Source organism: Burkholderia cepacia ATCC 25416 (genome assembly GCF_001411495.1).
GTDB classification, from domain to species: domain Bacteria; phylum Pseudomonadota; class Gammaproteobacteria; order Burkholderiales; family Burkholderiaceae; genus Burkholderia; species Burkholderia cepacia.
In genome coordinates this window covers 509,291-534,744 of the sequence record NZ_CP012983.1, presented here as the reverse complement: position 1 = coordinate 534,744, position 25,454 = coordinate 509,291, and the positions used below count along the sequence as shown (strand labels likewise).

The following is a 25,454-nucleotide window of genomic DNA, read 5'->3' as shown; positions in this document are numbered from 1 at the left end:
CCGCCGTGCCCGAACGCGAACGACACGAAAGGGAGAGGTATGAGCAGGAGGAACTGGGCGGCCGCACCGATGGCCATCGTCGTCGGCGCGGCAGGCGTGGGCGCGGCCGACGCGCAGGAGGCGACGCTGCCCACCATCGAGATCTCGGGGCAGCGCGCAAGCGCGCCATTTCGCACACGCGACTCGACGAGCGCGACGCGCGGCGACGCGGACGTGATGGAGATCCCGTTCGCGGTCAGCAGCGTCGATGCGAAACTCGTGCGCACGGTCGCCGCGACGCGCGGCGAGGACCTGTACGACTGGGTCGCGGGCGTCGCACGGCAGAACAACTTCGGCGGTCTTTGGGACAACTACGCGGTGCGCGGCTTCGCCGGCGACGGCAACACGTCCGGCACCGACTACCTCGTCAACGGCTTTTCATGGAATCGCGGGATCAGCGTGCCGCGCGACACCGCCAACCTCGAGCGCATGGAAGTGCTCAAGGGGCCCGCGTCGGCGCTGTACGGGCGCGGCGATCCGGGCGGGCTCATCAGCTACACGACGAAGCAGCCGCAGTTCGCGCGCGCGAACACCGTCGGCGTGTCGGCCGGCAGCTACGGCGCATTGCGCGAGACGCTCGATTCGACCGGCCCCGTGACGAAGTCGCTCGCGTACCGCTTCGTCGCGATGAACGAGAACAACGGCAGCTTCCGCGATACCGTGTCGAGCAAACGCTACCTGTTCGCGCCGTCGTTCACGTGGGACATCGGTGCGGACACGACGCTTCATTACGAATTCGAGAGTGCGCGCCAGCGCGCACCGCTCGATCGCGGCGTGGTCGCGGTGGGCGGGCAGCTCGGTGCGATTCCCGCATCGCGCTTCCTCGGCGAGCCGCGCGACGGCGACTACGACGTGCGCAACACAGGCCATCAGTTCACGCTCGAGCATCGCGTCGATGCGAACTGGTCGGTCAACGCCGGGTTCGCGCAGCGCACCACCGACCTGTCCGGCCGCTCGTCCGAGGCATTCGCGCTGCAGCCGGACGGCCGCACGCTGTGGCGCCGCTACCGGCAAGTCGCGTTTCATTCGAACGACCTGCAGGGCCGCATCGAAACGGCCGGCAAGTTCCGCACCGGCGGCATCGGCCACACGCTCGTGCTGGGCGTCGATGCGTACCGCTTCAACTACGACCAGTTCGTCGCGCGCTCGACGCCCACGGCCGCGGCGCCGTATGCGATCGACATCTTCGATCCCGTCTACGGCCAGCCGGCGCCCACGCCGCGCACCGCGACCAACCTGCTCGAGCGCGACGACGGCCAGGGGCTCTACGCGCAGGACACGCTCGCGTTCGGCCCGCACTGGAAAATCCTCGCCGGGCTGCGCTGGGATCGCTTCCACCAGTCGGTCGAGAACCGCCTGAAAGGCACGACGAGCAGCCAGGTGCAGACCGCGTTGAGTCCGCGCATCGGCATCGTGTACGAGATGAGCCCCGCCCTGTCGCTCTATGCGAACACCGCGTATTCGTTCCGGCCGAACAACGGCGCCGACGTCGACGGCCGCGCGTTCGATCCGGAGAAGGGGCACGGCTACGAAGCCGGCGCGAAATGGGCCGGCGCGCGCTGGCTCGCGACCGTCGCGGCGTTCTACGTCAACAAGCGCAACGTGCTGACCGCCGATCCGGCGAACGCCGGTTTCTCGCGCGCGGCCGGCGAGGTGCGCAGCCGCGGCGTCGAATTCGAATGGAACGGCGACCTCGGCCACGGCGTGCGCGGCCTCGTCAACCTTGCGTACGTCGACGCCGAAGTCACGCACGACGCGGTGCTGACACCCGGCGCACGCCTCGTCGACATTCCGCGCCTGAGCGGCAGCGCGCTGCTCCTGTACGAAACCGCGGTACCGTTCGCGGACAAGGCCGGCGCCGGCGCCGGCCTGATCTACGTCGGGCGCCGGGCCGGCAACACCGCGAACACGCAGGACGGGTTCGAGCTGCCGGCCTATGCGACCGTGCAGCTGAACGGCTATGTGCAGGTCAACAAGCACCTGCGTGCGTCGGTCGTGCTGAACAACCTGTTCAACCGCACCACCTACGTCAGCTCCTACAACAGCTTGTGGGTCACGCCGGGCGCACCGCGCAGCCTGTTCGCGTCGCTCGCCTATACGTTCTAGCGGGGGTTGGCAGGCCGGCGCTGCGACTCGTGCGCTTCACGCGCCGACCGCGAGGAACGCGCCGAAACCGACCCGCAACCCTTCACGCCGGATGGCCGCGAGCCACAGAATCGTCGCGAGCGATCCGGTGACGGACAGGTTCGGCCCCAGGTCAACGCCGATCAGAATCGCGTCGATCACCGCTTGCGGGCTGCGTGCGGCGTCGACCGTCGAACTCGCGATGAGCCCGGCAGGCAGGTTGTTGACCAGGTTCGACGCCAGTGCGATCGCAATGCCCGCCGCGGCCGCGGCGGTCTGCTCGCCGCTTGCCGTCACCGCGCGCAGCAGCCCGGCGAGCGCACGCACCGCACCGCTCCGGTCGAGCGCCTCGACGAGTACGAACAGCCCCGCGACGAGCGGCAACACGCTCCATGAAATCGCGCGAACGATCGGCACGCATGCGGTGCGATCCTTGACCAGCACGCATGCGACGGTGACGATCCCCGCCGCCGCGGTCGGCAACCCGAGCGGAAGATCGAGCGCCGACACCGTCATCAGCGCGGCGGCCGTGATCGCGATGCCGGCCAGCGCGATACGCCCGCCGCCGGTGAGCGGCCGGGTCGGCAAACCGGATTCGCAACGGCCGCCGAGCGCGTGCCGCTGGGTCATCCGAAGCATCAGGAACGTGCATGCGATCGATGCGACGGACGGGATCGCGAAGTGGGCCAGCCATACGCCGAGCGACGGCATGCGCGCGCCGTACAGCACGAGATTCGCGGGGTTCGAGATCGGCAGCACGAAACTCGCCGCGTTCGCGACGAACGCGCAGATGTACAGCAGCGGCAGCGGATCGGCCTTCGCCCGGCGCGCGGCCGCGATGACCGCGGGCGTCAGCACGACGGCGGTCGCATCGTTCGACAGGAAGACCGTCGTCACGGTGCCCACCAGGTAGACGAGCGCGAACAGGCGCCGGGGAGAACCCTGCGCGAGATTGACGACGCGCGTCGCGACCCAGTCGAACAGCCCTTCGCGCCGCGCGACCTCGGACAGCAGCATCATGCCGGTCAGGAACAGGTACACGTCGCCGCCCTTCGCGACGGCATCGAGCGCCGGATGCACGGGCAACAGGCCGCACACTACCAGCAGCAACGCGCCGCTCACGGCCCAGGTCGCCTCGGGCCAGCCGAACGGGCGGGCGATGACGCCCGCCGTGGCGAGCGCGGAAATCAGCCATGCAAGTGAAACGGAATTCATGGGCAGGTCGGGAATCGCAGGGAGAAGGAAAGCACGTTCAGGACGACGCGGCCGGCAGGTCGGCCGGCTTGCCGCACACGCTGCTCAGCGCTCGCGCGTGACCGAGCCAGAGCGCGAGCGCGCCCGTCGACACGGCGCCCAGCACGACGAATGCGACCGGATAACCGAAGTGCTGCGCGAGCACGCCGCCCAGCACGGGACTGAGCGCCGCGCCGATCCCCTGCGCGGTCGCGACGGCGCCCTGCCCGGCGTTCACGCGGCCGGAGCCGTGCAGCAGGCGCACGACGAGCGCCGGCACGACGACGCTTTGCAGGCCGGCACCGATGCCGTCGAGCACCTGCACCGGCCAGACGCCCGCCTCGCTCATCAGCACGGCGGCAATCACGCCCCGCACCGGCAACACCAGATAGGAAAGCAGCAGCACGCGCCAATAACCGTGCGCGCGAATCAGCCGGGGCGCGACCCACGCGGCCGCGATCATCACGAGCTGCGCGATGACGATGGTTTGCGCGGTGAACATGCTCGCGTTGCTGCGATGCGTGGCGACCACGCCCATCCCGTAGAGCGGCAGCATCGCCGCGTTGCCGAGATGAAACAGCGCGAGCGACGCGCCGAGCAGGAGCAGCGGCCGGTTCGAGGCGAGCGTGCGCAAGCCGCCGGCGGGCGGCGCCGACGCGCCCATGGGCGGATCATCGCGCACGGCATGCGTTCGCGGCTCGGCATGGTCCACGTCGAGGCCGCGTGCGCACGCGTGGTCGATGGCCCGTGCGGGAATCGCCAACGTACTCGCGATCGCGAGGAGCGTGAACACGGCGACGAGCGCGAACACCGCGTCGAATCCCGCATGCCAGCCGAGCCATCCGGCGAGCGCCGCGCCGACCACGTTGCCCGCATGGTTCGCCATCTGGTTGCGGCCGAACTGCCGGTCGAAACCCTGCCGGCGCGCGATGCCGAGCGTCACGCCCGCGACGGCCGGCGCCAGCGCCGCGCCGCCGACGGCGGCCAGGATCTGCGACGCCGCCACCGCCGGATAACCGTCGGCGAACATCAGCGCCAGCGAGGCCAGCGCCGTCACGGCGGTGGCCGCGACGATCAGCGCGCGCTTCGCGCGCAGCGCATCGACGAGCGCGCCGGCCGGCGGCGTCGCGGCCATCGCGGCGAGCCCGGCCAGCGTCATGACCGAGCCGATCGCGTCGGCACTCCAGCCGCGCGACAGCAGGATCACGCCGATGAACGGGCCGATGCCGGCCTGCACGTCGGCCAGGAAGAAATTGAGCGCCTCGAGCGCGCGCGCCGCTCTCATCGTCGACGGGCAGTCATTCGTCGTCCACATCGACCAGCTCGGCGATCTCGCTCACTTCGAGCACCGCGCCGTACCGCGTGACGACGCCTTGCCCCCACGCCATGACATGGATACCGGCGCGCAGATAGTCGCTCAGCTCGGCTGCCGCATGCGGCGGCATCCGCAGCACGACGCCGTTCGTCAGCAACGCGCCGTTCAGCTCGCCTTTCGGGCCGTGCAGCGCGAACGCGACTTCGCCGCTCATCTCCATCAGCTTGCGGCCGCCATGCGGCGGCTTCGGCGCACCGGGCACGGGCCCGTTGTCGACGATGTCGACGCCGTGGCGCCCGGTCAGCTGCACCGCCACGATCATCGCGGCGCCGCGCGACTTGACGCCGCGCACGCGGATGCGGTCGCCCACCTCGACATGGCGAACCAGTTCGCGGCCCAGGTGCGGCGGCACGTGAACCTGCAGGTCGCCGTTCAGGATCAGGCCGTCGATGTCCCCGTGCGGGTTGAGCAGGAACTGTGTGACGCGGCCGCGCGTTTCGGGCAGGCAGGCGGGATCGATCCAGTGCATGGCAGGACTCCTTGTGGGATGGCAGGAAAACGACGTGCGATCAGCGCACGACGTCGTCATAAAGATTCACGACACGGCCCGGCGAGCCGAATGCGGTGGCCTGCAGCGCTTCGCCGTAGGCATTGCGCGTGCCGTATCCGACCGCGGCAACGCGCGCGCCGGGTACGAGCAGCGCGCCGAACTGCTGCGCGGCCGGCACCGTCAGCTTGACGATCGCGCCGCTGTCGAGCATCACGCCGTCCGGCTCGCCGCGTGGTGCGCGCATGACGCGCCGCACGACACCCGACACGCTGAGCCGGGCCAGATTGACGCCGCGCAGCGCGGGCGGCATCGGCGCGGCGGATGGCGGCGGCTGGTCGGACAACGATGCGCCGCTGCGGTCGTTGCGCACGACGCGCGCGTGGATGTCGTCGCCGGCGCGACGTTCGCCGGCCACCGTTACCCGGTCGCCCGGCCGCGCGAGCGCGATCAGCTGCGTGCCGAGATGCGGCGGCACGCCGACGAGCGTACCGTCGGTCAGCACGAAACCGTCGACCGCGCCTTCCGGGTTGATCGTCAGGCGCGAGAGCGTGCCGGACACGAGCGTGTCGGAGGCGACGGGCGACAGCGGCGGAGGCGAAAGAGGAGCCGGTTCGAAACCGGCGCGCGGCGGCGCACCGGGCGGTTCGTCCGCAGGCGGCGGGGGTGGAACCTGCGCGGCGCAGGCGGTCGCCGCGGCGATCAGCGCGGCGGCACACAGTCCGACACAGCTGCGGCGAACGGCGGCGCGTGGGATCGACTTCATGACGGGCTCCGGCAACGGGTTGCGATGCCGTGATATCTGCAACATGCGTGCCAGCACGCATGCGCCCGCCGGGCGGCGTATCGAACGATGAACCGTGCACAACGTGTCGGGATTCCCGACACGTGTTACCCGCCGTTGTCGGGAATCCCGACAGGCGTCATGGCGCCGCTACTCGTCGCGCTCGATACCCAGATGGGCCATGCGCGCATAGAGCGACTGACGGCCGATGCCGAGCTGCCGTGCCGCCTCCGCGCGATTGCCGTTCGCGCGCTCGAGCGCGCGCAGGATCGCGGCGCGCTCGACCGCCGCCAGTGCGTCGGGCAACGGCATGTCGAACAGCGGCGCGGGCAGCGCAAGCGCGTCGCCGCCGGGCGCCGGCGCCGCCACGACGCCGAACCCGAGATCGGCCGCGCCGATGGCCGGCCCGGGCGCCAGCGCGGCCGCCCGCTCCATCACGTTGCGCAGCTCACGCACGTTGCCGGGCCAGCGATGATCGAGCAGCGCCCGCTGTGCGTCGTTCGTCAGGTGCAACGGGCGCGCGCCTGCCGCGCACGCCAGGAAATGCGCGGCCAGCGGCAGGATGTCGGCCACGCGATCCGCGAGCGGCGGCAGGTGCAGCGGAATCACGTTCAGCCGGTAGAACAGGTCTTCGCGAAACGTGCCGTTCGCGACGGCCTCGGCGAGATCGCGGTGCGTCGCGGCCACCACCCGGATGTCGATCGCCGTCGGACGATCCGCGCCGAGCGGCGTCACCTCGCGCTCCTGCAGCGCGCGCAACAGCTTGGCCTGCATGGCCGTGGGCATGTCGCCGATCTCGTCGAGAAACAGCGTGCCGCCGTCGGCCTCGACGAGCCGCCCGGCGCGATCGACGTGCGCCCCCGTAAACGCGCCGCGTCGATGCCCGAACAGTTCGCTTTCGAGCAGGTCGGCCGGAATCGCCGCGCAGTTGACCGCGACGAACGGCCCGGCATGCCGCATCGACGCGGCATGCAACACGCGCGCCGCCACTTCCTTGCCGGTGCCCGTCTCGCCGGTGACGAGCACGGTCGCGTCGCTCGTCGCGGCCCGGCCGATCTGCTTCTGCACATCGCGCATCGCGGCGCTCACGCCCAGCAGCCGGGGGCGGGCCGACGCGGGTTCGCGCGCAAACCCGCCGCCGTGCGGCTCGACGGCCGCCGGCGGCGCGTTCGCGGAAACGACGCGCGCGAGCAGTTGTGCGATGTCGCGACGCCCGATCGGCTTGGTCAGGTGATCGAACGCGCCGAGCCGCATCGCGTCGATCGTGTTGTCGCTGGTCGCATGGGCGGTCAGCATCACGACCGGAATCGCGGCCAGTGCGGGATCGTCGCGCAGCTGCGCGAGCACCGCGAGCCCGTCGAGGTCCGGCAAGCGGAAATCCAGAAAGATGCAATCGACGCGGCCGCCGTCGCGCAGCGCGCTCAACGCCGCGCGCCCGGCTTCGGCTTCGACGACCCGATGACCGAGATCGGCGAGCGTCTCGGCCAGGCCGTCGCGAAATGCCGCGTCGTCGTCGACTATGAGGATGGTTGCCATGGGATTTCAATGACGAAGGATGCGCCGTGCGGAACGTCGTCGAGCCAGGCCTGGCCGCCATGCGCCGCGGCCACTTCGCGGACGACAGCAAGACCGAGGCCGGTGCCGTCCGCCCGCCCCGTCACGAACGGCTCGAAAATCCGCTCGCGCTGCTCGGCGGGAACCCCGGGGCCGGTATCCGACACGGTGATCCTCAGCCAGTCGCGTCCGGCGAACGTGCGACGCGCGGCGGCGAGCGTGACCGCACCGCCGTCGCCGGCATGGCGCAGTGCATTGAGCAACAGGTTGTCGAGCGCGCGACGCATCTGGTCGGGATCGAACATGGGGAACGCGGCGGGCTGCGCAAGGCGTTCGCCCTGCTCGCCGGGCAGCCATGCGAGATCGATCGCCTGTCGCTGCGCCAACTCGCGGTGCGTGTCGACGACCTGCGCGAGCCACGCGTCGACGTCGACGCGCGTCGCATGCGGGCTGACCGGCTGCGTCAGCGCGAGCAGGCCCGACAGCTGCGCATCGATGCGTTCGATCTGCGCCAGGATCACGCGCAGCGCGTCCTGCTGCCGTCGGCTGTCGCCGGCCAGCGCGTTTTCGGCTTTCAGGCGCATCGCGCCCATCGGGTTGCGAATCTCGTGCGCGACCTGCGCGGCCAGTTTGCCGAGCATCCCGAAGCGTTCCGCCTGCGCGAGCCGCGTGCGGAGTTCGGCGGCCTGCTGTTGCAGTTGCTCGGCGCGCCGTGCATGCGCGTTGAACGCATCGATGATCCGGTCGAGATCGGGCTCGCCGACATACGGCAGGTGCGGTGCGCGGCCGTCGGGCGCCAACCCGGCTTCGATCCGCGCGAGATTGCCTTTCCAGCGCCGCAGCGCGATGGCGAGCGCCGCCGCGATCGCGAGAATCACCGCGAGCACGCCGGCAAGGCCCGTCGCCAGCAGCTCGCCGTGCCGGCCGAGCGGCGGGCGGGCGCGCGTCAGCATCCAGACGAACAGGCCCGATCCGGCGCGGACCGGACACGCCGCCGCGATCACGGCATCCTGCGCGCCCTCGACCGCATTCGACGTCGTGGCACGCGTCGCGGCGGCCGCGCGCAGCGTGCGGAGAATCAGCGGCGTTTCCGCGTCCGGCACGTCGCGCTTGATGCCGCTGCCCTGATAAGTCGGAAAGGAATACGCGAGAAAACCGCTCGCCGCGGGTGCGCCGCCGGCCGCCCAGAAACCGCCTTCCATGTCCGGCGCGCGCGCCAGGACGATATCGAGGATCGCATGCATCAGCGCCGAATCGGGCTGCGCGCCGGCCGGCGCGGACGCATCGTAGCGCGACGCGACCGCTTCGCAGGCCGCTTCGCCCGCGGCCCGCGCGCCGGCGATCTGCTCCCCTTCGGCGGAACTGGCCATCACCCAGACGACCGCGACGAGCGTCGCGCAGAGCGTCGCGACGAGCGCCCAGAGCATGACGAGTTGAGTGGAAAACGGCGGACGCTTCATCGGATCGGGCAGGCGGTCGAGGGCGACAGGATAACGTAAAGCATACGACGCCGGGACCCGCGCCGCCGGCCTGCCGGATCGGGCAGGACATCGCGCCGGACGGCAGCGGCCGCCATCGGGAAAGGCCGCTGAAAGATCGAACCGCTAGACTGCCTCCGGCCCGACGCGGTGCAGAATCCCGACAGTTTCAGGACGATCACGCCGGTCAGTCAGGACCTGTTCCCGTGGGCGTTCCGCGACGAGTTGAGCTGGGTCGAGCCGTACTACGCGCGCTTCGGCGATCGCCGCCTGCCGGCGATCATCGCGCCGCGCCGCCCGTTCAGCGAATGGCGGCTCGGCGGCGACGTGACCGCGGTGTGGGGTGCTCCGCTGCCGTAACGGTCGCCCGCGCGCGTTCGGGAGGTTTCGCCGTCGCGAACCGCCGCGACGGCAAAACGAGCCGGGCCGCGACCACGGATCGTGTCGACGCCTGCTTCAGCCGCTTTCCAGTGCGAAATTGTTCGGTCGACGCACAACCTCGCGCAATCTCGCGCAAACGGCGCCGCCAGGCCATTCATGTATCAGCGCGCAGCGCCCGGGACGGGCTCGTTCATCGCGTCGCCGTATCGCTCCGCGCGCTCGACGATGCGCGCGAGCCGGATGATGTCGGTCAGCGCGAAATCGTTCGCGTCCGGCCTCGGACGATCGTGCTCGTCCGCCACGCGCATCGCGAACGCGAGCGCTTCCGAGCGCTCGCGCAACAGCGTGCGCAGCGCATCCGCGATGATCCGGCGGTCGCGCGGATCGCCCAGGCCGAGCGCGGCCCCGTGATCGTATTCGACGGCCGGCGTCGCGAGCGGCGACGCCGTCAGCATGGAGATCCCGCGCATCGGTACCGTGTTCCGTTTCATGTCCACCTCCCGTTGACGGGCGGCCAGGGCGCGACGCCTCACCGCCGGTTCGACCGCGACACCACGTCGATCCACACCGCCAGCACCAGCACCGCGCCCTTGACGATCATCTGCCAGTACGCGTCGACGTCGAGCATCGACATGCCGTTGTCGAGGCTCGCCATCACGAGCGCGCCGATCAGCGCGCCGTACACGGTGCCCGAGCCGCCGCGCATCGACGTGCCGCCGATGAAGCACGCGGCGATCGCGTCGAGTTCGCCCATCGTGCCCGCCGACGGCGAACCGGCCGCGAGCCGCGCGGTGTTCACGATGCCGGCGAACGCGCACATCAGCCCCATCAGCGCGAAGATCGCGAGCTTCACTCGGTCGGTATCGACGCCGGACAGCCGCGTCGCCTCGAGATTCGAGCCCACCGCATAAATGCGTCGGCCGAACACGGTCTGCGTCGCGATCCACGAGAACACACCGAGCAGCGCGAGCAGCAGCAGCACCGGCACCGGGATGCCGCCGTAGCGGTCGAGCGTCGCGACGAACGCGAACAGCACGGCCCCCGCGCCCACGATCTTGACGGCGTCCTGCCACAGCGGCGCGACCGCAAGCCGGTAGCGGTGCCGCGTGCCGCGCTGGCGCACGACCAGCAGCGCGACGAGCGCGAACAGCAGCAGCGCGAGGCCGTCGCCGGCCACGCGCGGCAGGTAGCCCTGCCCGAGGAACACGAAGCCGTCGGACACCGGGGCGATCGTCGAGCCGCCCGTCACGCCGAGCAGGATCCCGCGAAACGCGAGCATCCCGCCGAGCCCGACGATGAACGACGGCACGCGCCGGTAGGTCGACCACCAGCCGTTGAAGAGTCCGATCAGCACACCGAGCGCGAGCACCGCCGGGACCGTCGCGGCGACGGGCCAGTGGCGGTTCACGTCGAGGATTGCCGCGACGCCGCCGAGCAGCCCGAGCAGCGAGCCGACCGACAGGTCGATCTCGCCCGCGATGATCACGAACACCATTCCGCACGCGAGCATGCCGGTGATCGACATCTGCCGCAGCAGGTTCGACACGTTGCGCGGCGTGACGAACGCGCCGTCGGTCAGCACCGAGAAGAATGCCCAGATCGCCGCGACCGCGAGCAGCAGCGCGAGGATCTTGTAGCGCACGAATATCTGGCGAAGCTGGCTGCCGGTCGAGCGCCCGGCCGGTTGCCCTGCTTCGTGGCCGCTTGAACGGCGCGCATCCGCGTCCTGCGTCGCCGGGGTGGAGGAAGAAAGTTCGGAATTCATGTCGCACTCGTTGCGGTGGGTTCGGTCGGCCGCCGGCCGGATTTCAGCGCGGCGCCGAGGATCTGTTCCTGTGTCAGGCCGTCGTTGACGAAGTCGCCGCGCAGCTCGCCTTCGCCGATCACCAGCACGCGATCGGCGAGCCCGAGCACCTCGGGCATTTCCGACGACACGACGATCAGCGCGACGCCGCGCTTCGCGAGCGCGAACACGAGACGGTAGATCTCCGCTTTCGCGCCCACGTCGACGCCGCGTGTCGGCTCGTCGAGAATCAGCACCTGCGGCTCGGCCAGCAGCATCTTCGCGAGCACGGCCTTCTGCTGGTTGCCGCCGGACAGGCTCGCGATCGGCAGGAACGGATGCGCGGCACGCACCGACAGCCGCTGCATCTCGGTGCGGATCGCGTCCAGCTCGGCGGCCGCGTCGATCCGCCCGCGCGCCGCGAAGCGCCGCAGCACCGTCAGCGTGATGTTGTGGCCGACACCGAGCTGCGGCACGATGCCGTGGCGCTTGCGGTCCTCGGGCACCATCGCGATGCCGGCGCGGATCGCATCGGCGGGCGTGCGGATCGACAGCGGCCGGCCGTTCATCAGCACGGTCGCCGTGCACGCGCCCGGATACGCGCCGAAGATCGCCTGCATCAGCTCGGTACGACCCGCGCCGACGAGCCCCGCGACGCCGAGGATCTCGCCGCGCCGCACGCTGAACGACACGTCGTCCACCCGCTTGCGGCGCGGGTTCGTCACGTCGCGGCAGGTCACGTGGCGCGCTTCCAGCACGACGTCGCCGATCTCGTGCGGCTCGCGCGGGTACAAATCGCGAATCTCGCGGCCGACCATCATCGCGATGATCCGGTCGGTCGTCAGCGCGCGCATCGGCTCGGTCGCGACATGGCGGCCGTCGCGGATCACCGTCACCGTGTCGCACACCGCCTCGACCTCGTCGAGCTTGTGCGAGATGTACACGCACGCGACGCCGCGGCGCTTCAGGTCGCGCACGATGTCGAGCAGGATGCGCGTTTCGGACGCGCTCAGCGACGACGAAGGTTCGTCGAGGATCAACAGCTTCGCGCGCTTGTTCAGCGCCTTCGCGATCTCGATCAGCTGCTGGTGGCCGCCGCCGTAGTTCATCACCGGCTGCGCGACGTTGATCGAGTCGATCCGCAGTTCATGCAGCAGCGCCTCGGCACGCTGCACCATCGCCGCGTAGTTCATGCGCCCGCCCGGCAGCGTGATCTCGTTGCCGAGAAAGATGTTCTCGGCCACCGACAGCTCGGGCACGAGCATCAATTCCTGGTGGATGATCACGATGCCCGCGCGCTCGGTGTCGCGCACGCCGGACGCGACGAGCGGCGCGCCCTCCCAGCGGATCTCGCCCTCCCACGTGCCGTGCGGATACACGCCCGACAGCACCTTCATCAGCGTCGATTTGCCCGCGCCGTTCTCGCCGCACAGCCCTACGCACTCGCCCGGCCGCACCACCAGGTCGATGCCGTCGAGCGCCTTCACGCCGTCGAATTCCTTGACGATGCCGCGCATCGTCAGCAAGGGTTCGGTCATTCGCTCATGCCTCGCAGTGTGCGCGCGGACGCACCGGTGGGACGCCCGCGCCGCGTCGTTACTGGCTCGCCAGCTGCGCCTGGGTATAGAAGCCGTCCTTCACGACGACGTCGACGTTGCGCTTGGTCAACAGCGTCGGCTGCAGCAGCACCGTGTCGACCTTCTTCTTGCCGTTGTCGTATTGCGCGTTGAACGCCGGTTTCGTGCCCTTCGCGAGATCCACCGCGAGTTTCGCCGCTTCGCTCGCGATCAGCTTGAGCGGCTTGTAGACGGTCATCGTCTGCGTGCCGGCGATCACGCGCTTGACCGCCGCGAGATCCGCGTCCTGCCCGGACACCGGCACCTTGCCGGCGAGGTGCTGCGCGGCGAGCGCCTGGATCGCGCCGCCCGCGGTGCCGTCGTTCGACGCGACGATCGCGTCGATCCGGTTGTTGTTCGCGGTCAGCGCATCCTCGACGATCCGCAGCGCGGTCGACGCGCTCCACTCCGGCACCCACTGCTGGCCGACGACCTTGATGTCGCCGCGATCGATCGCCGGCTTCAGCACCTTCAACTGCCCTTCGCGCAGCATCTTCGCGTTGTTGTCGGTCGGTGCGCCGCCGAGCAGGAAATAGTTGCCCTTCGGCTTCGCGTCGACGACGCCCTGCGCCTGCAGTTCGCCGACCTTCTCGTTGTCGAACGAGATGTACGCGTCGACGTCGGCGTCGAGGATCAGCCGGTCGTACGACACCACCTTGATGCCGGCCTTGCGCGCTTCGGCGACCACGTTGCCGAGCGTCTTCGAGTTGAACGGGACGATCACGATCACGTCCACGCCGCGCGAGATCAGGTTCTCGATCTGCGAGATCTGTCGCGCCTCGCTCGCGTCCGCGGACTGCACGGACACCTTCGCGCCGAGCTTCGTCGCGGCGGCCACGAAATAGTCGCGGTCGCGCGACCAGCGCTCGACGCGCAGGTCGTCGATGCAGAAGCCGATTTCAGGCTTGTCCTTGCTCGCATGCGCGAGCGGGGCGCCCAGTGTCAGGATCGCCAGCGCAGCGGCGCCGGCAAGCGAGCTCAATACCGTACGACGTTTCACGGATTTCATGTCTCCATTCCTCTCTTTATTGGACTACTCCACGAACGCCGGGCAGCCGCCGAAACCGGTCGCCCATCGTCTTGCCACCGCGCGGCACGGCTTCGTGCGGCCTGTCACACGCCCGTCACGCGCCTGTCGCAAACACCGGCTCGAGCGCCCGATACAGCGCGCGAAACGTCGGCCGCCGCGCGTCGCGATACCACGCGTGGCGTGTCATGTCGGGCTCCCGTACCGCGACGACCGGCGGCTGCGGGCACACCGCGTCGAGCGGCGCATCCGGTTCGAGCGCGAGATGCGCGAGCCGCGCGGCGCCGAGCGCCGGGCCGACTTCGCCGCCCGCGCGCAAGGTCAGCGCGCGGCCGCTCAGGTCGGCCAGCATCTGCGTCCAGTACGCGCTGCGCGAGCCGCCGCCGATCACCGTGATGCCGTCGGGCGCGAGCCCGGCCGCATGCAGCGCGTCGATCCCGTCGAGCAGCGCGAAGCCGACGCCTTCGAGCGTCGCGTTCGCGAGATCCGCGCGCCGCGTATCGGGCGTCATCCCGTAGAACACGCCCTTCGCATTCACGTCGTTGTGCGGCGTGCGCTCGCCGCTCAGGTAAGGCAGGAACCACGGGCGCTCCGCGCACGCGTTCGCTTCCGCGTCGGCGAGCAGTGCGGCAACGCCGTCGTAGCCGGCCAGCTGCGCGGTGAAATCGACGCAACCGGCCGCGTTCAGCATCACCGACATCAGGTGCCAGGTGCGCGGCAACGCGTGACAGAAACTGTGAACCGCCGATTCGGGATTCGCGCGAAAACCGTCCGACACCGCGAAGTAGACGCCCGACGTGCCGAGCGACAGCAGCGCGTCGCCGGGCCGCACGATGCCGACGCCCACCGCGCCGGCCGCGTTGTCGCCGCCGCCCGCGACGACCGGGATCTCGCGCAATCCGAGCGTGCGTGCGACGGCCGGCAGCAGCGTGCCGGTAATGCGGTTGCCCTCGAACACGGCGGGCATCTGCGCGCGCGACAACCCGCATGCGGCGAGCAGCGTGTCGTCGTAATCGCGCTTCGCGACATCGAGCCACAGCGTGCCGGCCGCATCCGACGGATCGGTCGCGAACGCGCCGGTCAACCGGTAGCGCAGATAATCCTTCGGCAGCAGCACATGGGCGATCCGCGCGAATACGTCCGGCTCGTGACGGTGCACCCACAGCAGCTTCGGCGCGGTAAAGCCCGGCATCGCGAGATTGCCGGCGACGGCGCGCAGCGTGGGCGCGCGCCGCTCGAGTTCCGCGCACTCCGCATCCGCGCGGCCGTCGTTCCACAGGATCGCGGGGCGCAGCACGTCGCCCTGCGCATCGAGCAGCGTCGCGCCGTGCATCTGCCCGGTCAGGCCGAGCGCATCGACGGCGCGCGGATCGATGCCGGCCGCGCGCGCATCGGCGACGAGCGCCGCCAGCGCACCGCCCGTCGCGTCCCACCAGTCGCGCGGCGCCTGTTCGGACCAGCGCGGCCGCGGCCGGCTCACCGCCAGCGGCCGGCTCGCGCTGGCCCGCACAACGCCGTCACGGTCGAGCAGCACGGCCTTCACGCCCGACGTACCGAGGTCGACTCCGATGTACATGGCGTCAGCGCAGCCCGTAGATGGCCTGGTTCACGATGTTCTCGAGCCGCTCCTGCCCGCCGCTCGCATGCTGCGGGTTCACGCCGCGCGCGAGCGCGTCGGCGGCGAGCGACTCCAGCGTATAGCCGCCCGACAGGATCTCGCGGCCGAACGCGCTGTCCCACTGCGCGTAGCGCTGCCGACGCAGCGCGTCGAGCCGGTCGTTGGCGACCAGCACGGCGGCGCGTTCGAGCGCGAGCGCGAGCACGTCGATCGCGCCCACATGGCCGTGGAACAGGTCTTCCGGATCGACGCTCTGGCGCCGCACCTTCGCGTCGAAGTTCATGCCGCCGGTAGTGAAGCCGCCGTGGCGCAGGATCTCGTAGAACGCGAGGGTCAGCTCCTCGACGCTGTTCGGGAACTGGTCGGTGTCCCAGCCGTTCTGCGGATCGCCGCGATTCGCATCGACGCTGCCGAACACGCCGAGCGCGAACGCGTTCGCGATCTCGTGATGGAACGAATGGCCGGCGAGCGTCGCGTGGTTCGCCTCGATGTTCACGCGGATCTCGTTCTGCAATCCGTATTGCGTGAGGAAACCGTGCACGGTCGCGACGTCGTAGTCGTACTGGTGCTTGGTCGGCTCCTGCGGCTTCGGCTCGATCAGCAGCGCGCCCTTGAAACCGATCCGGTGCTTGTGCTCGACGACCATCGACAGGAAGCGCGCGAACTGCTCGCGCTCGCGCACGAGATCGGTATTGAGCAGCGTCTCGTAGCCTTCGCGGCCGCCCCACAGCACGTAGTTCTCGCCGCCGAGCCGGTGCGTCGCGTCGAGCGCGTGGCGCACCTGGGTCGCCGCCCACGCGAACACGTCGGGATTCGGGTTGGTCGCCGCGCCCGCCGCGAAGCGCGGATGCGAGAACAGGTTCGCGGTGCCCCACAGCAGCCGCACGCCGGTGGCCTGCTGACGCTCGCCCAGGTAGTCCGTCATCCGCGCGAAATTCTCGACGTACTCGCGCAGGCTGTCGCCTTCCGGCGCGACATCGGTGTCGTGGAACGTATAGAACGGCGTGCCGAGCTTCGTGAAGAACTCGAACGCCGCATCCGCCTTCTGCCGCGCCCGCTCGAGCGGGTCGCCCGGCTGCTGCCACGGCCGCCGGAACGCGCCCTGGCCGAAGATGTCGTGCCCCGGCCACACGAACGTGTGCCAGTAGCACACCGCGATGCGCAAGTGTTCCTCGAGCGTCTTGCCGAGCACCTGCTTCGTGCGGTCGTAATGGCGGTAGGCAAGCGGGTTGTCCGATTGCGGACCTTCGTAGCGAATCGCGGGAATCTGTTCGAAATACGACATGGCGTCTCCGTCCGGTTTCTTGTTGCAGTGCGGCGCGCGGCGCGTTGGCGTGCGGGCCGAATTCGGTCTGGCTGGATCGTGCCCGCGCGCCCCCGCCCCCGCAATTGCGAAATTGCGCAGCACGCTTAACGTTTCTTGCCAGCGCGCTGCGCACCGCACGCGTTCCGTCCTACAATCGCCGGACACCAGACAAGCGCGCGGCACCGTCCGCGCACCCGGAGACAACGGCGCGACGCCCCGCACGGCACGCGCCTCGAGACCGAGATGACCCGCGCCCCTTCCAGCCAGACACCGCACCGCATCGCGCTGCTGTTCAACGCCAACAAGGTCTACGACCGCGAGATCATCAGCGGCATCGGCCAGTACCTGCGCTCGACGCGCGTGGTGTGGGACCTGTTCCTCGAGGACGACTTCCGCTGCCGGCTCGCCGGCATCGAGCATTTCGACGGCGACGGCATCATTGCCGACTTCGACGATCCGGCCGTCGCCGACGCGCTCGCCGGCTCGCCGCTGCCGATCGTCGCGCTCGGCTCGTCCTACGAAGATCCCGCGCAGTATCCGGACGGCGTGCCGTATATCGCGACCGACAACGCGAAACTCGTGTCGCTCGCATACACGCACCTGATCGGCGCCGGGCTCGCGCACTTCGCGATGTACAGCCTGCCCGACGCGCAGCAGAACCGCTGGGCGCAGCAGCGCGAGCTGGCATTCGACCGGCTCGCGCGCGCGGACGGGCTCGACGCGCCGATCTACCGCGGGCTGTCGACGAGCGCATCGGCATGGAATCACGCGATCGAGCAGCTGATCAGCTGGCTGCATGCGCTGCCGAAACCCGTCGGCATCATCGCGGTGACCGACGCGCGCGCGCGGCACCTGCTGCAGGCCTGCCTGATCGCCGGCCTCGCGGTGCCGGAACAGGTCGCGATCATCGGCATCGACAACGATCCGCTCACGCGCACGCTGACGCGCATCCCGCTGTCGTCCGTGATCCAGGGCACCGAGGAAATGGGCCGGACCGCCGCGCACCTGCTGCACCAGATGCTGCGCGGCGTGCGTTTTCCCGACCGGCGCATTCTCGTGCCGCCCGTCGGGATCAACGTGCTCGAATCGACGCGCCACCAGCCGCTCACGAGCCCGTACGTGATGCGCGCGCGCCATTTCATTCGCCAGTACGCGTGCCAGGGCATCAAGACGGAACAGGTCGCCGACTACGTCGGCGTGTCGCGCTCGCTGCTCGAAGAGCACTTCCGGCGCGAACTGCAGCGCACCGTGCACCAGGAAATCCTGCGCCACAAGCTCGAAGCGGCGCAGGCGCTGCTTGCCGGCCGGCAGGCGTCGAGCGCCGAAGTCGCGATCCGCTGCGGGTTCACGTCGCTTCAGTACATGTACGCGGTATTCCGCCGCGAGCTGGGATGCACGCCGCGCGAATACCAGGAACGCACGATCGCCGCGCACTGAAGCCGGCCTTACCCATCGAATCCACCCATGCATATCGATACCGACTCTCCCCGCCCGGCGCCCGGCGTCGCACGCGTCCCTTCCGAACCGTGGGGCACGCTGCCCGACGGCGACGCGGTGCGGCGCTACACGCTGCGTAACGCGCACGGGATGCGCGTCGTCGTCAGCGACCTCGGCGCGACCGTCGTGTCGTGGCTCGCGCCCGACCGCGCCGGACGCTTCGCCGACATCGTGCTCGCGCACGACACGCCCGCCGAATACGTCGAATCGGGCGCCTACCTCGGCGCGACGGTCGGCCGCTGGGCGAACCGGATCGCCGGCGCGCGCTTCACGCTCGACGGCGTCGACTACCGGCTCGATCGCAACGAGCGCGGCAATCTGCTGCACGGCGGCGCGAACGGCTTTCACCGGCAGCGCTGGGCCGTCGTCGACGATTGCGGCGGGTTGACGCTGCAACTCGATTCGCCGGAAGGCGACGCGGGTTTTCCGGGCAACGTGAGCGTGCAGGTTCGTTACGCGCTCGACGACGACGGCACGCTGACGATCGACTACACCGGCGTCACCGACGCGCCCACGCCGCTGAACCTGACGAATCACAGTTATTTCAACCTCAGCGGCCGCGCGGGCGGCGACGTGCGCGGCCACGTGCTGAGCATCGACGCCGACGCGTTCCTCGAAGTCGACGACGCGCTGATCCCGACCGGCACCGCCGACGTGACCGGCACCGCGTTCGACTTCCGGCACAGCGCACCGCTCGGCGCGCGCCTCGACTGGCCGCACGCGCAGCTCGCGCGGGCGCGCGGGTTCGACCACTGTTTCGTGCTGCGCGACGGCGCGCACGCGCTCAGGCCCGTCGCGGCGATCTACGACCCGGAAAGCGGCCGCGAGCTGCTCGTGTCGACGGATCAGCGCGGCCTGCAACTCTATACGGGCAACTACCTGGACGGCGTGCGCGTGAGCGGCGGCACGCGCTGCGCGCGACACGCCGCGCTGTGCGTCGAAGCCGGCGGTTTTCCGGATCAGGTCAACATGGACGACCTGCGCGACGCCGTCATCGTTCAGCCGGGCGCCGTCTATCGACAGACCACGCAATACCGCGTCGGCGTTCGCGCCTGACGCGGTGCGCGCCGGCGGCGCGGCTACGTCGCGCACCGCTGCCCGGTTGATCCCGCCCCGCTGCGCCGCACGCGCGGTGCGATCCCCGGTGTGATCCCGGTGTGATCCCCTACGCGCGCCGCATCGTCGACACGAGCGCCGCATCCTCGCCCGTCCCGGCCGGCCGTGCCGATGCGGCGTCGGCCGGCCGCGGCCGTTCGCCCAGCCCCGTGCCGCCGGTGCGCCGCCGCGCGGCATGCCGCTCGATCACCCGCTGCAGCACGCAGAACACGCACAGCAGCGCGCCGATCACGATCCGCGTCCACCACGAGCTCAACGTGCCGTCGAACGTGATCAGCACCTGGATCGTGCCGAGGATGCCGACCCCGAACACCGAACCGATCACGTAGCCCACGCCGCCCGTGAGCAGCGTGCCGCCGATCACGGTCGCGGCGATCGCGTCGAGCTCCATCCCCTGCGCCTGCAGCCCGTAGCCCGACAGCACGTACAGCGTGAACACCACGCCGCCGAGCGCCGAGCAGAAGCCGCTCAGCGCGTACACGCCGATCTTCGTGCGCGCGACCGGCAAGCCCATCAGCAGCGCCGAACGTTCGTTGCCGCCGATCGCATACACGTTGCGGCCGAACCGCGTGAAATGCGCGACGTAGATCGCGGCGGCCAGCGTCGCGAGCGCGATCAGCGCGCCCGCGCTCAGCGTGCCGCCGCCGACCGGCACGCTGATGCCCGCGATCGCATGAAACGTCGGCTCGTTGATCGTGATCGACTGCGTCGTGATCAGGAAGCACGCGCCGCGCGCGAGAAACATCCCGGCAAGCGTGACGATGAACGGCTGCAAGCGAAAGCAATGGATCAGCGCGCCCATCGCCGCGCCGTACAGCGCGCCGAACGCCAGCACGAGCGGCACGATGACCCACACCGGCCAGTGCAGCCGCTCGGCGCCGACCGCGCAGAGGATCGTTGTCAGCGCAACGACCGAGCCGACCGACAGGTCGATCCCGCCCGACACGATCACGAACGTCATCCCGATCGCGACGATCAGCAGGAACGCGTTGTCGACGAGCAGCCCGGTGAGCACCTGCATCGAGAAAAATCCGGTGTACATCACGGACCCGAAACCGAACAGCGCGACGAACAGCAGGATCGTCACGACGATCGGCAGCGTGCGCGGGTCGGCGAGCCGGCCAAGGAATCGGGTCATCGGGGCGTCGCTCCGGTGGTGGCGCGCGAACGCGCGGATGGCAGCAGCCGTGACGCATGCCGGACGACCAGCGCGCGCGCCGCCTCCGACTGGATCAGCGTCACGACGATCACGACGACCGCCTTGACGACGAGCGTCGCCTCCGGCGGCACGCCGATCGAATAGGTCGTGTAGGTGAGCGTCTGGATGATCAGCGCGCCGAGCACCGAGCCGGCGAGGCTGAAGCGGCCGCCGAGCAGCGACGTGCCGCCGAGCGTCACCGCGAGGATCGCGTCGAGCTCGAGCAGCAGCCCGGCGTTGTTGCCGTCGGCGCTGCGCACGTTCGAGCTCGCGAGGATGCCGGCGAGCGCCGCCATCACGCCCGAACACAGATACACGCCGAACACGACCGCACCCGCGCGCAGCCCGACGAGCCGCGTCGCGACCGGATTCACGCCGATCGCGCGAATGAACAGCCCGAGCGCCGTGCGGTTCACCAGCAGCGCGGTCGCCGCGATCGTCGCGATGGCGATCCACACCGCGCACGGCACGGTCGCGAGATAACCGCCGCCGAGCGCGAGATAGCCGGGCGCGCCGATCGGGATGATCTGGCCGCCCGTCAGCAGCTGCGCGACGCCGCGGCCGGCCACCATCAGGATCAGCGTCGCGATGATCGGCTGCATCCCGACGAACGCGACGAGCAGCCCGTTCCAGGCGCCCGCGAGCAAGCCGACGCCGAGCGCGGCGGCCAGCGCGGCACCGACCCGCGACGGATCGGCGTCGAGCACGATCGCCGCGGCCGCGCCGGCGATCGCGACGATCGCGCCGACCGAGATATCGATCCCGCGCGTCGCGATCACGAGCGTCATCCCGAGCGACACGATCACGAGCGGCGCCGCGCGGTTCAGGATGTCGATCGGCGCGCCGAACAGGTGGCCGTCGAGCAGTGCGATCGACAGAAAACCCGGACGATGCGCGACGTCGAGCGCGAACAGCAGCGCGAGCGTCAGCACCGGCCACGCGAGCGAATGACGAAACAGCATGCGCAGCGGCGTCATGACTGGCCTCCCGCGATCAGACGGTACACCTGCTCCTCGGACGCATCGGCGCCGGTCAGCTCGGCGACCTTGCGACGGTCGCGCAGCACCGCGATCCGGTGACTCACGCGCACGACCTCGCCGATCTCCGACGAGATGAACAGGATCGCGAGCCCGGTCTTGCACAGCGCGAGCACGCGCTCCATGATGTCGAACTTCGCGGCGACGTCGATCCCGCGCGTCGGTTCGTCGAGAATCAGCAGTTTCGGGTCCGTCGCGAGCCAGCGCGCGAGCAGCACCTTCTGCTGGTTGCCGCCCGACAGCAGGCCGATCGGCTGCTCCGCGTCGCGCGCCTTGATGCCGAGCCGGGCGATATACGAATCGGCGATCTCGCGCTGGCGCGCGCGCCCGATCAGCCGCCACCAGCCGCGCCGCGCCTGCAGCGCGAGGATGATGTTCTCGCGGATCGACAGCGCGGCGACGATACCCTCCTTCTTGCGGTCTTCCGGGCAGTACGCGATGCCGTGCCGCACCGCGTCGTGCGGCGACGCAAGCCGCGTGCGCGTGCCGTCGATCTCGATCGCGCCGGTGTCCGGGCGCTCCGCGGCGAACGCGAGCTGCGCGGTTTCGGTACGCCCCGAGCCGAGCAGCCCGGCCAGCCCGACGATCTCGCCGGGCCGCACGTCGAGATCGAGCGCGCTCATCATCCCGCGCCGGCCGACCTGTTGCATCGACAGGAACGGCGCGGCGTCGCCCGCGGTGCGCGCGGCGGCCGCGGCACCCGCCTGCAGCGTATCGGACATCCGCTCGCGGCCGGTCATTTTCGCCACCAGCGCGTCGACCGGCAGGTCGCGCGCCAGGTACTCGCCTTCGCGCTCGCCGTTGCGCATCACGGTGATCCGGTCGGACACCGCATAGGTCTGCTCGAGAAAGTGCGTGACGAACAGGATCGCGATGCCCGACGCCTTCAGCCGGCGCAGCACGTCGAACAGCCGCGCGACCTCGCCGTCGTCGAGGCTCGACGTCGGTTCGTCGAGGATCAGCACGCGCGCGTCGACGGAAACGGCGCGCGCGATCGCGACCATCTGCTGCACGGCGATCGGGTACGCGTCGAGCGAGCGCGTGACGTCGAGAGACAGGTCGAGTTCCGCGAGCGCCGCGCGCGCACGCGCATGGATCGCGTTCCAGTCGATCGCGCCGCGCCGCATCGGCTGCCGGCCCGCGAAGATGTTCTCGGCGACCGACAGGTTCGCGCACAGGTTCACTTCCTGGTAAAGCGTCTGGATCCCGGCCGCCTCGGCTTCGCGCGGCGCGGCGAAGCGCACGGGCCGGCCGCCGACGCGAATCTCGCCCGCGTCGTGCGCATGCACGCCGGTGAGCACGTTGATCAGCGTCGACTTGCCCGCGCCGTTCTGCCCCATCAGCGCGTGGATCTCGCCGGGAAACAACCGGAAGTCCACGCGCTGCAGCGCGCTGACACCCGGAAATGACTTGTCGATGCCGGTCATCTCGACCACCGGCGATTGCGTCATGACCCCTCCGTCGAAACGGTTGCGAAACGGTTGCGACTCGGGCGGCAGCCGCGCCGCCGCCCGCGCGGGACATCAGTACTTGCGGGTCGGCAGCACCTGCGCCGCGACGTTCATCGGGAACACCGTCTCGTTCGTGACGATCCGCTTGGGCAACTGCTTGCCGGCGACCACGTCCTTCACCGCGCTCATCAGCTGCGGGCCGAGCAGCGGGCTGCATTCGACGTCGACGTTGATCTTGCCGGCGATCATCGCCTGGAAACCGCCCTTCGTCGCATCGAACGACACGACGCTCACGTCCTTGCCGGGCTTGATCCCGGCTTCTTCCATCGCCTGGATCGCGCCGAGCGCCATGTCGTCGTTGTGCGCGTAGACGACGTCGATCTGCTTGCCGTAGGTCTTCGCGAACGCTTCCATCACCTGCTTGCCGCCGGCGAGCGTGAAGTCGCCGCTCTGCGACGCGATCACCTTGAATTTCGGATTGTTCTTGATCACTTCGAGCAGACCCGCGCGGCGATCGTTGGCCGGCGCGGAGCCGACGGTGCCCTGCAGTTCGACGATATTGATCGGGCCCGCGTCGTTCTTGTAGCGCTCTTCCATCCAGTGGCCGGCGCGCCGCCCTTCCTCGAGGAAGTCCGAACCGATCATCGTCACGTACAGCGACGGGTCCTTCACGTCGACCGCGCGATCGGTCAGGATCACCGGGATATGCGCGGCCTTCGCTTCGGTCAGCACCGGTTCCCAGCCCGATTCGACGACCGGCGAGAACGCGATCACGTCGACCTTCTGCGCGATGAACGAACGGATCGCGCGAATCTGGTTCTCCTGCTTCTGCTGCGCGTCCGAGAATTTCAGGTTGATGCCGGCGTCCTTCGCCGCGCCCTTCACCGACACGGTGTTCGCGGTGCGCCACGCGCTTTCCGCGCCGACCTGCGAGAAACCGAGCGTGATCGGCTTCTGCTGCGCGAACGCGCCGTGCGCGAACACCGTCGCCGCGGCGACGATCGCGCCGGCCGTCAGCTTCCTGAAGAATGTCATGGTCCGTCTCCGATGATGTCGTTGTATGCCGCTGCGCTGTTGTGGTTCTGCGTGGCGCGGGGATGCGGGTCGGGCTGCAGACCGGGCTGGCGCGTGCGGCCGGCCCGGTCTGCATGCCCCGCATCAGTCTATGAACAAGTCCGATAACCTTCCAATGAAATATTGGATTCGGGCGATATCGGAATTGGCATACGTATAAACACCTAAACGGGCCGGGGGACGGGCGCGGCGGAGATGGGGAAAGAGGCCGGCTATACGAGCGCGCAAGGCGCGATCATGGGCGGCTTCGTGAACCGGGGCGGCAGACCGGGCTCGGTCGCGAGCGGCTGGCTGATGGATCGCTTCGACCGCTACCGGGTGATCGCCGCGAGTTTTTGCCTGGCGGCACGGTCGCTCCGGGCCGTGCACGGGATGCAGTCGACGTTCCGGGCCCGGCAGGTGCTCGCCTTTGCTTGGGGATCGTTCATTCCCGGCACGAATACCGGCATGAACGTGTTGACCGCGCTTTTATCCGACCGTCGCTCACGACGGCCAGGATTACCGCGCATCGCCATCGCCGGCGACGCCAAACCGCCGGTCGATGCCGCTGTCGCGACCGCGCGACGTCTCGCCGCCCCGATTCGGCACGACGCCGGCCGCATGCGGCCGACCGTCTTCAACCGCGCGCGCCGGGTTCAACGCTTGCAGCACGCTCGCGCGCCCACCGTCGTCATCGGGCAATTGCGGCATCCCGCGTGCAAAGGCCGGCGCGACCGCCGCCGCGAGCAGCGCGGCGATCGCCAGCCGGGAAAGGCGCTTCATCGCCTGTCTCCCGGTCACTGCGCGCTGACGGCCGGCACCGGCGTCGACGCGGTCGCGGTGGCCTGCTCGCCGTGCGCGATCGCATAAAGCTCGCGATTGCGCGCGATCGTCTGCGGGCTCGGCGGATAGTCCCAGTTCGACATGGGCACGGTGCCGTCGCGTTGCGCCTGAACGAGCTCGGCGATCACGTCGGCACGGGTCGGGCCCGACGACGACGCTTGCGCGAAAGCGGCTACCGGCGTGCCGATGGCGAGGGCGAGCAGCGCGGTCGCTGCGATCAGTCTGCGATTCATGATGAAACTCCCCAGAACGGTTAGATGAGGACGCATCGTCGATGCGCCGCCGGCGGTGCCGCGGATGCGGTTCTCCGCCCGACGTCTTCATTCTGGTGACTGCGGCCGGCACGACGCTGACCGTTACATGACAATCCTGAAATCTGCGGCGCAACGCGCAGATAACAGTTTCGTAATCTTCGAGTCAGGGCCGGGTCAACGCGGCACCGGCAGACTGCACG

22 protein-coding genes are annotated in these 25,454 nt (G+C 69.8%); 5 read left to right on the top strand and 17 right to left on the bottom strand.

Annotated elements, in window-relative coordinates; all coding sequences use genetic code 11:
- The first annotated feature begins 39 nt into the window (after window positions 1-39).
- Window positions 40-2,145 (top strand): TonB-dependent siderophore receptor, encoded by a 2,106-nt coding sequence (locus tag APZ15_RS34675; RefSeq protein WP_027792855.1) that lies wholly within the window; start codon window positions 40-42, stop codon window positions 2,143-2,145.
- A 36-nt stretch (window positions 2,146-2,181) separates the two neighbouring features.
- Here the strand turns inward: APZ15_RS34675 and APZ15_RS34670 are convergent, their stop codons facing one another.
- From APZ15_RS34670 to APZ15_RS34645, 6 genes are all read right to left on the bottom strand, one after another.
- Window positions 2,182-3,378, bottom strand: a complete 1,197-nt coding sequence (locus APZ15_RS34670) for an arsenic transporter (RefSeq protein WP_034196298.1) — start codon at window positions 3,376-3,378, stop codon at window positions 2,182-2,184.
- A gap of 37 nt (window positions 3,379-3,415) precedes the next feature.
- Window positions 3,416-4,681 carry an MFS transporter gene (locus tag APZ15_RS34665; protein WP_027792856.1) on the bottom strand — a complete coding sequence of 422 codons (1,266 nt, stop codon included), beginning with the start codon at window positions 4,679-4,681 and terminating at the stop codon, window positions 3,416-3,418.
- Window positions 4,682-4,694: 13 nt separating this feature from the next.
- Window positions 4,695-5,240 carry a hypothetical protein gene (locus APZ15_RS34660; protein ID WP_021163229.1) on the bottom strand — a complete coding sequence of 182 codons (546 nt, stop codon included), beginning with the start codon at window positions 5,238-5,240 and terminating at the stop codon, window positions 4,695-4,697.
- 40 nt (window positions 5,241-5,280) lie between these two features.
- Entirely contained in the window at window positions 5,281-6,024 is a 744-nt protein-coding gene (locus tag APZ15_RS34655) for a hypothetical protein (protein ID WP_027792857.1), read from the bottom strand.
- 168 nt (window positions 6,025-6,192) lie between these two features.
- Window positions 6,193-7,578, bottom strand: coding sequence for a sigma-54-dependent transcriptional regulator (locus APZ15_RS34650; RefSeq protein ID WP_027792858.1), 1,386 nt, complete (start codon window positions 7,576-7,578; stop codon window positions 6,193-6,195).
- Entirely contained in the window at window positions 7,560-9,056 is a 1,497-nt protein-coding gene (locus tag APZ15_RS34645; protein WP_027792859.1) for a sensor histidine kinase, read from the bottom strand. The genes APZ15_RS34650 and APZ15_RS34645 overlap by 19 nt, the downstream gene beginning before the upstream one ends.
- 168 nt (window positions 9,057-9,224) lie before the next feature.
- Between APZ15_RS34645 and APZ15_RS34640 the strand changes: the two genes are divergently transcribed.
- Entirely contained in the window at window positions 9,225-9,434 is a 210-nt protein-coding gene (locus APZ15_RS34640) for a hypothetical protein (RefSeq protein ID WP_027792860.1), read from the top strand.
- A gap of 182 nt (window positions 9,435-9,616) precedes the next feature.
- Here the strand turns inward: APZ15_RS34640 and APZ15_RS34635 are convergent, their stop codons facing one another.
- The 6 genes from APZ15_RS34635 to xylA all read right to left on the bottom strand — a co-directional run bounded on the left by APZ15_RS34635 (window position 9,617) and on the right by xylA (window position 16,784).
- Entirely contained in the window at window positions 9,617-9,946 is a 330-nt protein-coding gene (locus APZ15_RS34635) for a hypothetical protein (RefSeq protein WP_027792861.1), read from the bottom strand.
- Window positions 9,947-9,984: 38 nt separating this feature from the next.
- Window positions 9,985-11,220, bottom strand: a complete 1,236-nt coding sequence (locus APZ15_RS34630; protein WP_027792862.1) for a sugar ABC transporter permease — start codon at window positions 11,218-11,220, stop codon at window positions 9,985-9,987.
- Window positions 11,217-12,776 (bottom strand): D-xylose ABC transporter ATP-binding protein, encoded by a 1,560-nt coding sequence (gene xylG, locus APZ15_RS34625; RefSeq protein ID WP_027792863.1) that lies wholly within the window; start codon window positions 12,774-12,776, stop codon window positions 11,217-11,219. Before xylG ends, APZ15_RS34630 begins: the two co-directional genes overlap by 4 nt.
- A 58-nt stretch (window positions 12,777-12,834) precedes the next feature.
- Window positions 12,835-13,863, bottom strand: coding sequence for a D-xylose ABC transporter substrate-binding protein (gene xylF / locus APZ15_RS34620; RefSeq protein ID WP_027792864.1), 1,029 nt, complete (start codon window positions 13,861-13,863; stop codon window positions 12,835-12,837).
- 115 nt (window positions 13,864-13,978) lie between these two features.
- A complete protein-coding gene (gene xylB / locus APZ15_RS34615; protein ID WP_027792865.1) occupies window positions 13,979-15,457 on the bottom strand; it encodes a xylulokinase in 1,479 nt (492 codons plus the stop codon).
- 4 nt (window positions 15,458-15,461) lie between these two features.
- Entirely contained in the window at window positions 15,462-16,784 is a 1,323-nt protein-coding gene (gene xylA, locus APZ15_RS34610; RefSeq protein WP_027792866.1) for a xylose isomerase, read from the bottom strand.
- A 264-nt stretch (window positions 16,785-17,048) separates the two neighbouring features.
- Here xylA and APZ15_RS34605 point away from each other — a divergent pair, with 264 nt between their 5' ends.
- Together APZ15_RS34605 and APZ15_RS34600 are read left to right on the top strand one after the other, a co-directional pair.
- Window positions 17,049-18,242, top strand: coding sequence for a XylR family transcriptional regulator (locus APZ15_RS34605; RefSeq protein ID WP_027792867.1), 1,194 nt, complete (start codon window positions 17,049-17,051; stop codon window positions 18,240-18,242).
- Between the two features lie 27 nt (window positions 18,243-18,269).
- Window positions 18,270-19,358 (top strand): aldose epimerase family protein, encoded by a 1,089-nt coding sequence (locus APZ15_RS34600; RefSeq protein WP_027792868.1) that lies wholly within the window; start codon window positions 18,270-18,272, stop codon window positions 19,356-19,358.
- A 109-nt stretch (window positions 19,359-19,467) separates the two neighbouring features.
- Here APZ15_RS34600 and yjfF read toward each other — a convergent pair whose 3' ends face one another.
- The 4 genes from yjfF to APZ15_RS34580 form a co-directional block, all read right to left on the bottom strand.
- Complete coding sequence (gene yjfF, locus APZ15_RS34595; RefSeq protein ID WP_027792869.1) at window positions 19,468-20,556, bottom strand: galactofuranose ABC transporter, permease protein YjfF; 1,089 nt, start codon at window positions 20,554-20,556, stop codon at window positions 19,468-19,470.
- The gene (locus APZ15_RS34590; RefSeq protein ID WP_027792870.1) at window positions 20,553-21,593 is read right to left on the bottom strand and encodes an ABC transporter permease; all 1,041 of its coding nucleotides are present in this window, start codon (window positions 21,591-21,593) and stop codon (window positions 20,553-20,555) included. The genes yjfF and APZ15_RS34590 overlap by 4 nt, the downstream gene beginning before the upstream one ends.
- Window positions 21,590-23,104, bottom strand: a complete 1,515-nt coding sequence (locus tag APZ15_RS34585; RefSeq protein WP_027792871.1) for a sugar ABC transporter ATP-binding protein — start codon at window positions 23,102-23,104, stop codon at window positions 21,590-21,592. The genes APZ15_RS34590 and APZ15_RS34585 overlap by 4 nt, the downstream gene beginning before the upstream one ends.
- A 72-nt stretch (window positions 23,105-23,176) precedes the next feature.
- A complete protein-coding gene (locus tag APZ15_RS34580; protein ID WP_027792872.1) occupies window positions 23,177-24,139 on the bottom strand; it encodes an ABC transporter substrate-binding protein in 963 nt (320 codons plus the stop codon).
- Between the two features lie 276 nt (window positions 24,140-24,415).
- Here APZ15_RS34580 and APZ15_RS41485 point away from each other — a divergent pair, with 276 nt between their 5' ends.
- Complete coding sequence (locus APZ15_RS41485; protein WP_155253156.1) at window positions 24,416-25,027, top strand: MFS transporter; 612 nt, start codon at window positions 24,416-24,418, stop codon at window positions 25,025-25,027.
- Here the strand turns inward: APZ15_RS41485 and APZ15_RS34570 are convergent.
- The gene (locus APZ15_RS34570) at window positions 24,955-25,233 is read right to left on the bottom strand and encodes a DUF4148 domain-containing protein (RefSeq protein WP_027792873.1); all 279 of its coding nucleotides are present in this window, start codon (window positions 25,231-25,233) and stop codon (window positions 24,955-24,957) included. The two genes, APZ15_RS41485 and APZ15_RS34570, sit on opposite strands and share 73 nt — an antisense overlap.
- Between the last annotated feature and the right edge of the window lie 221 nt (window positions 25,234-25,454).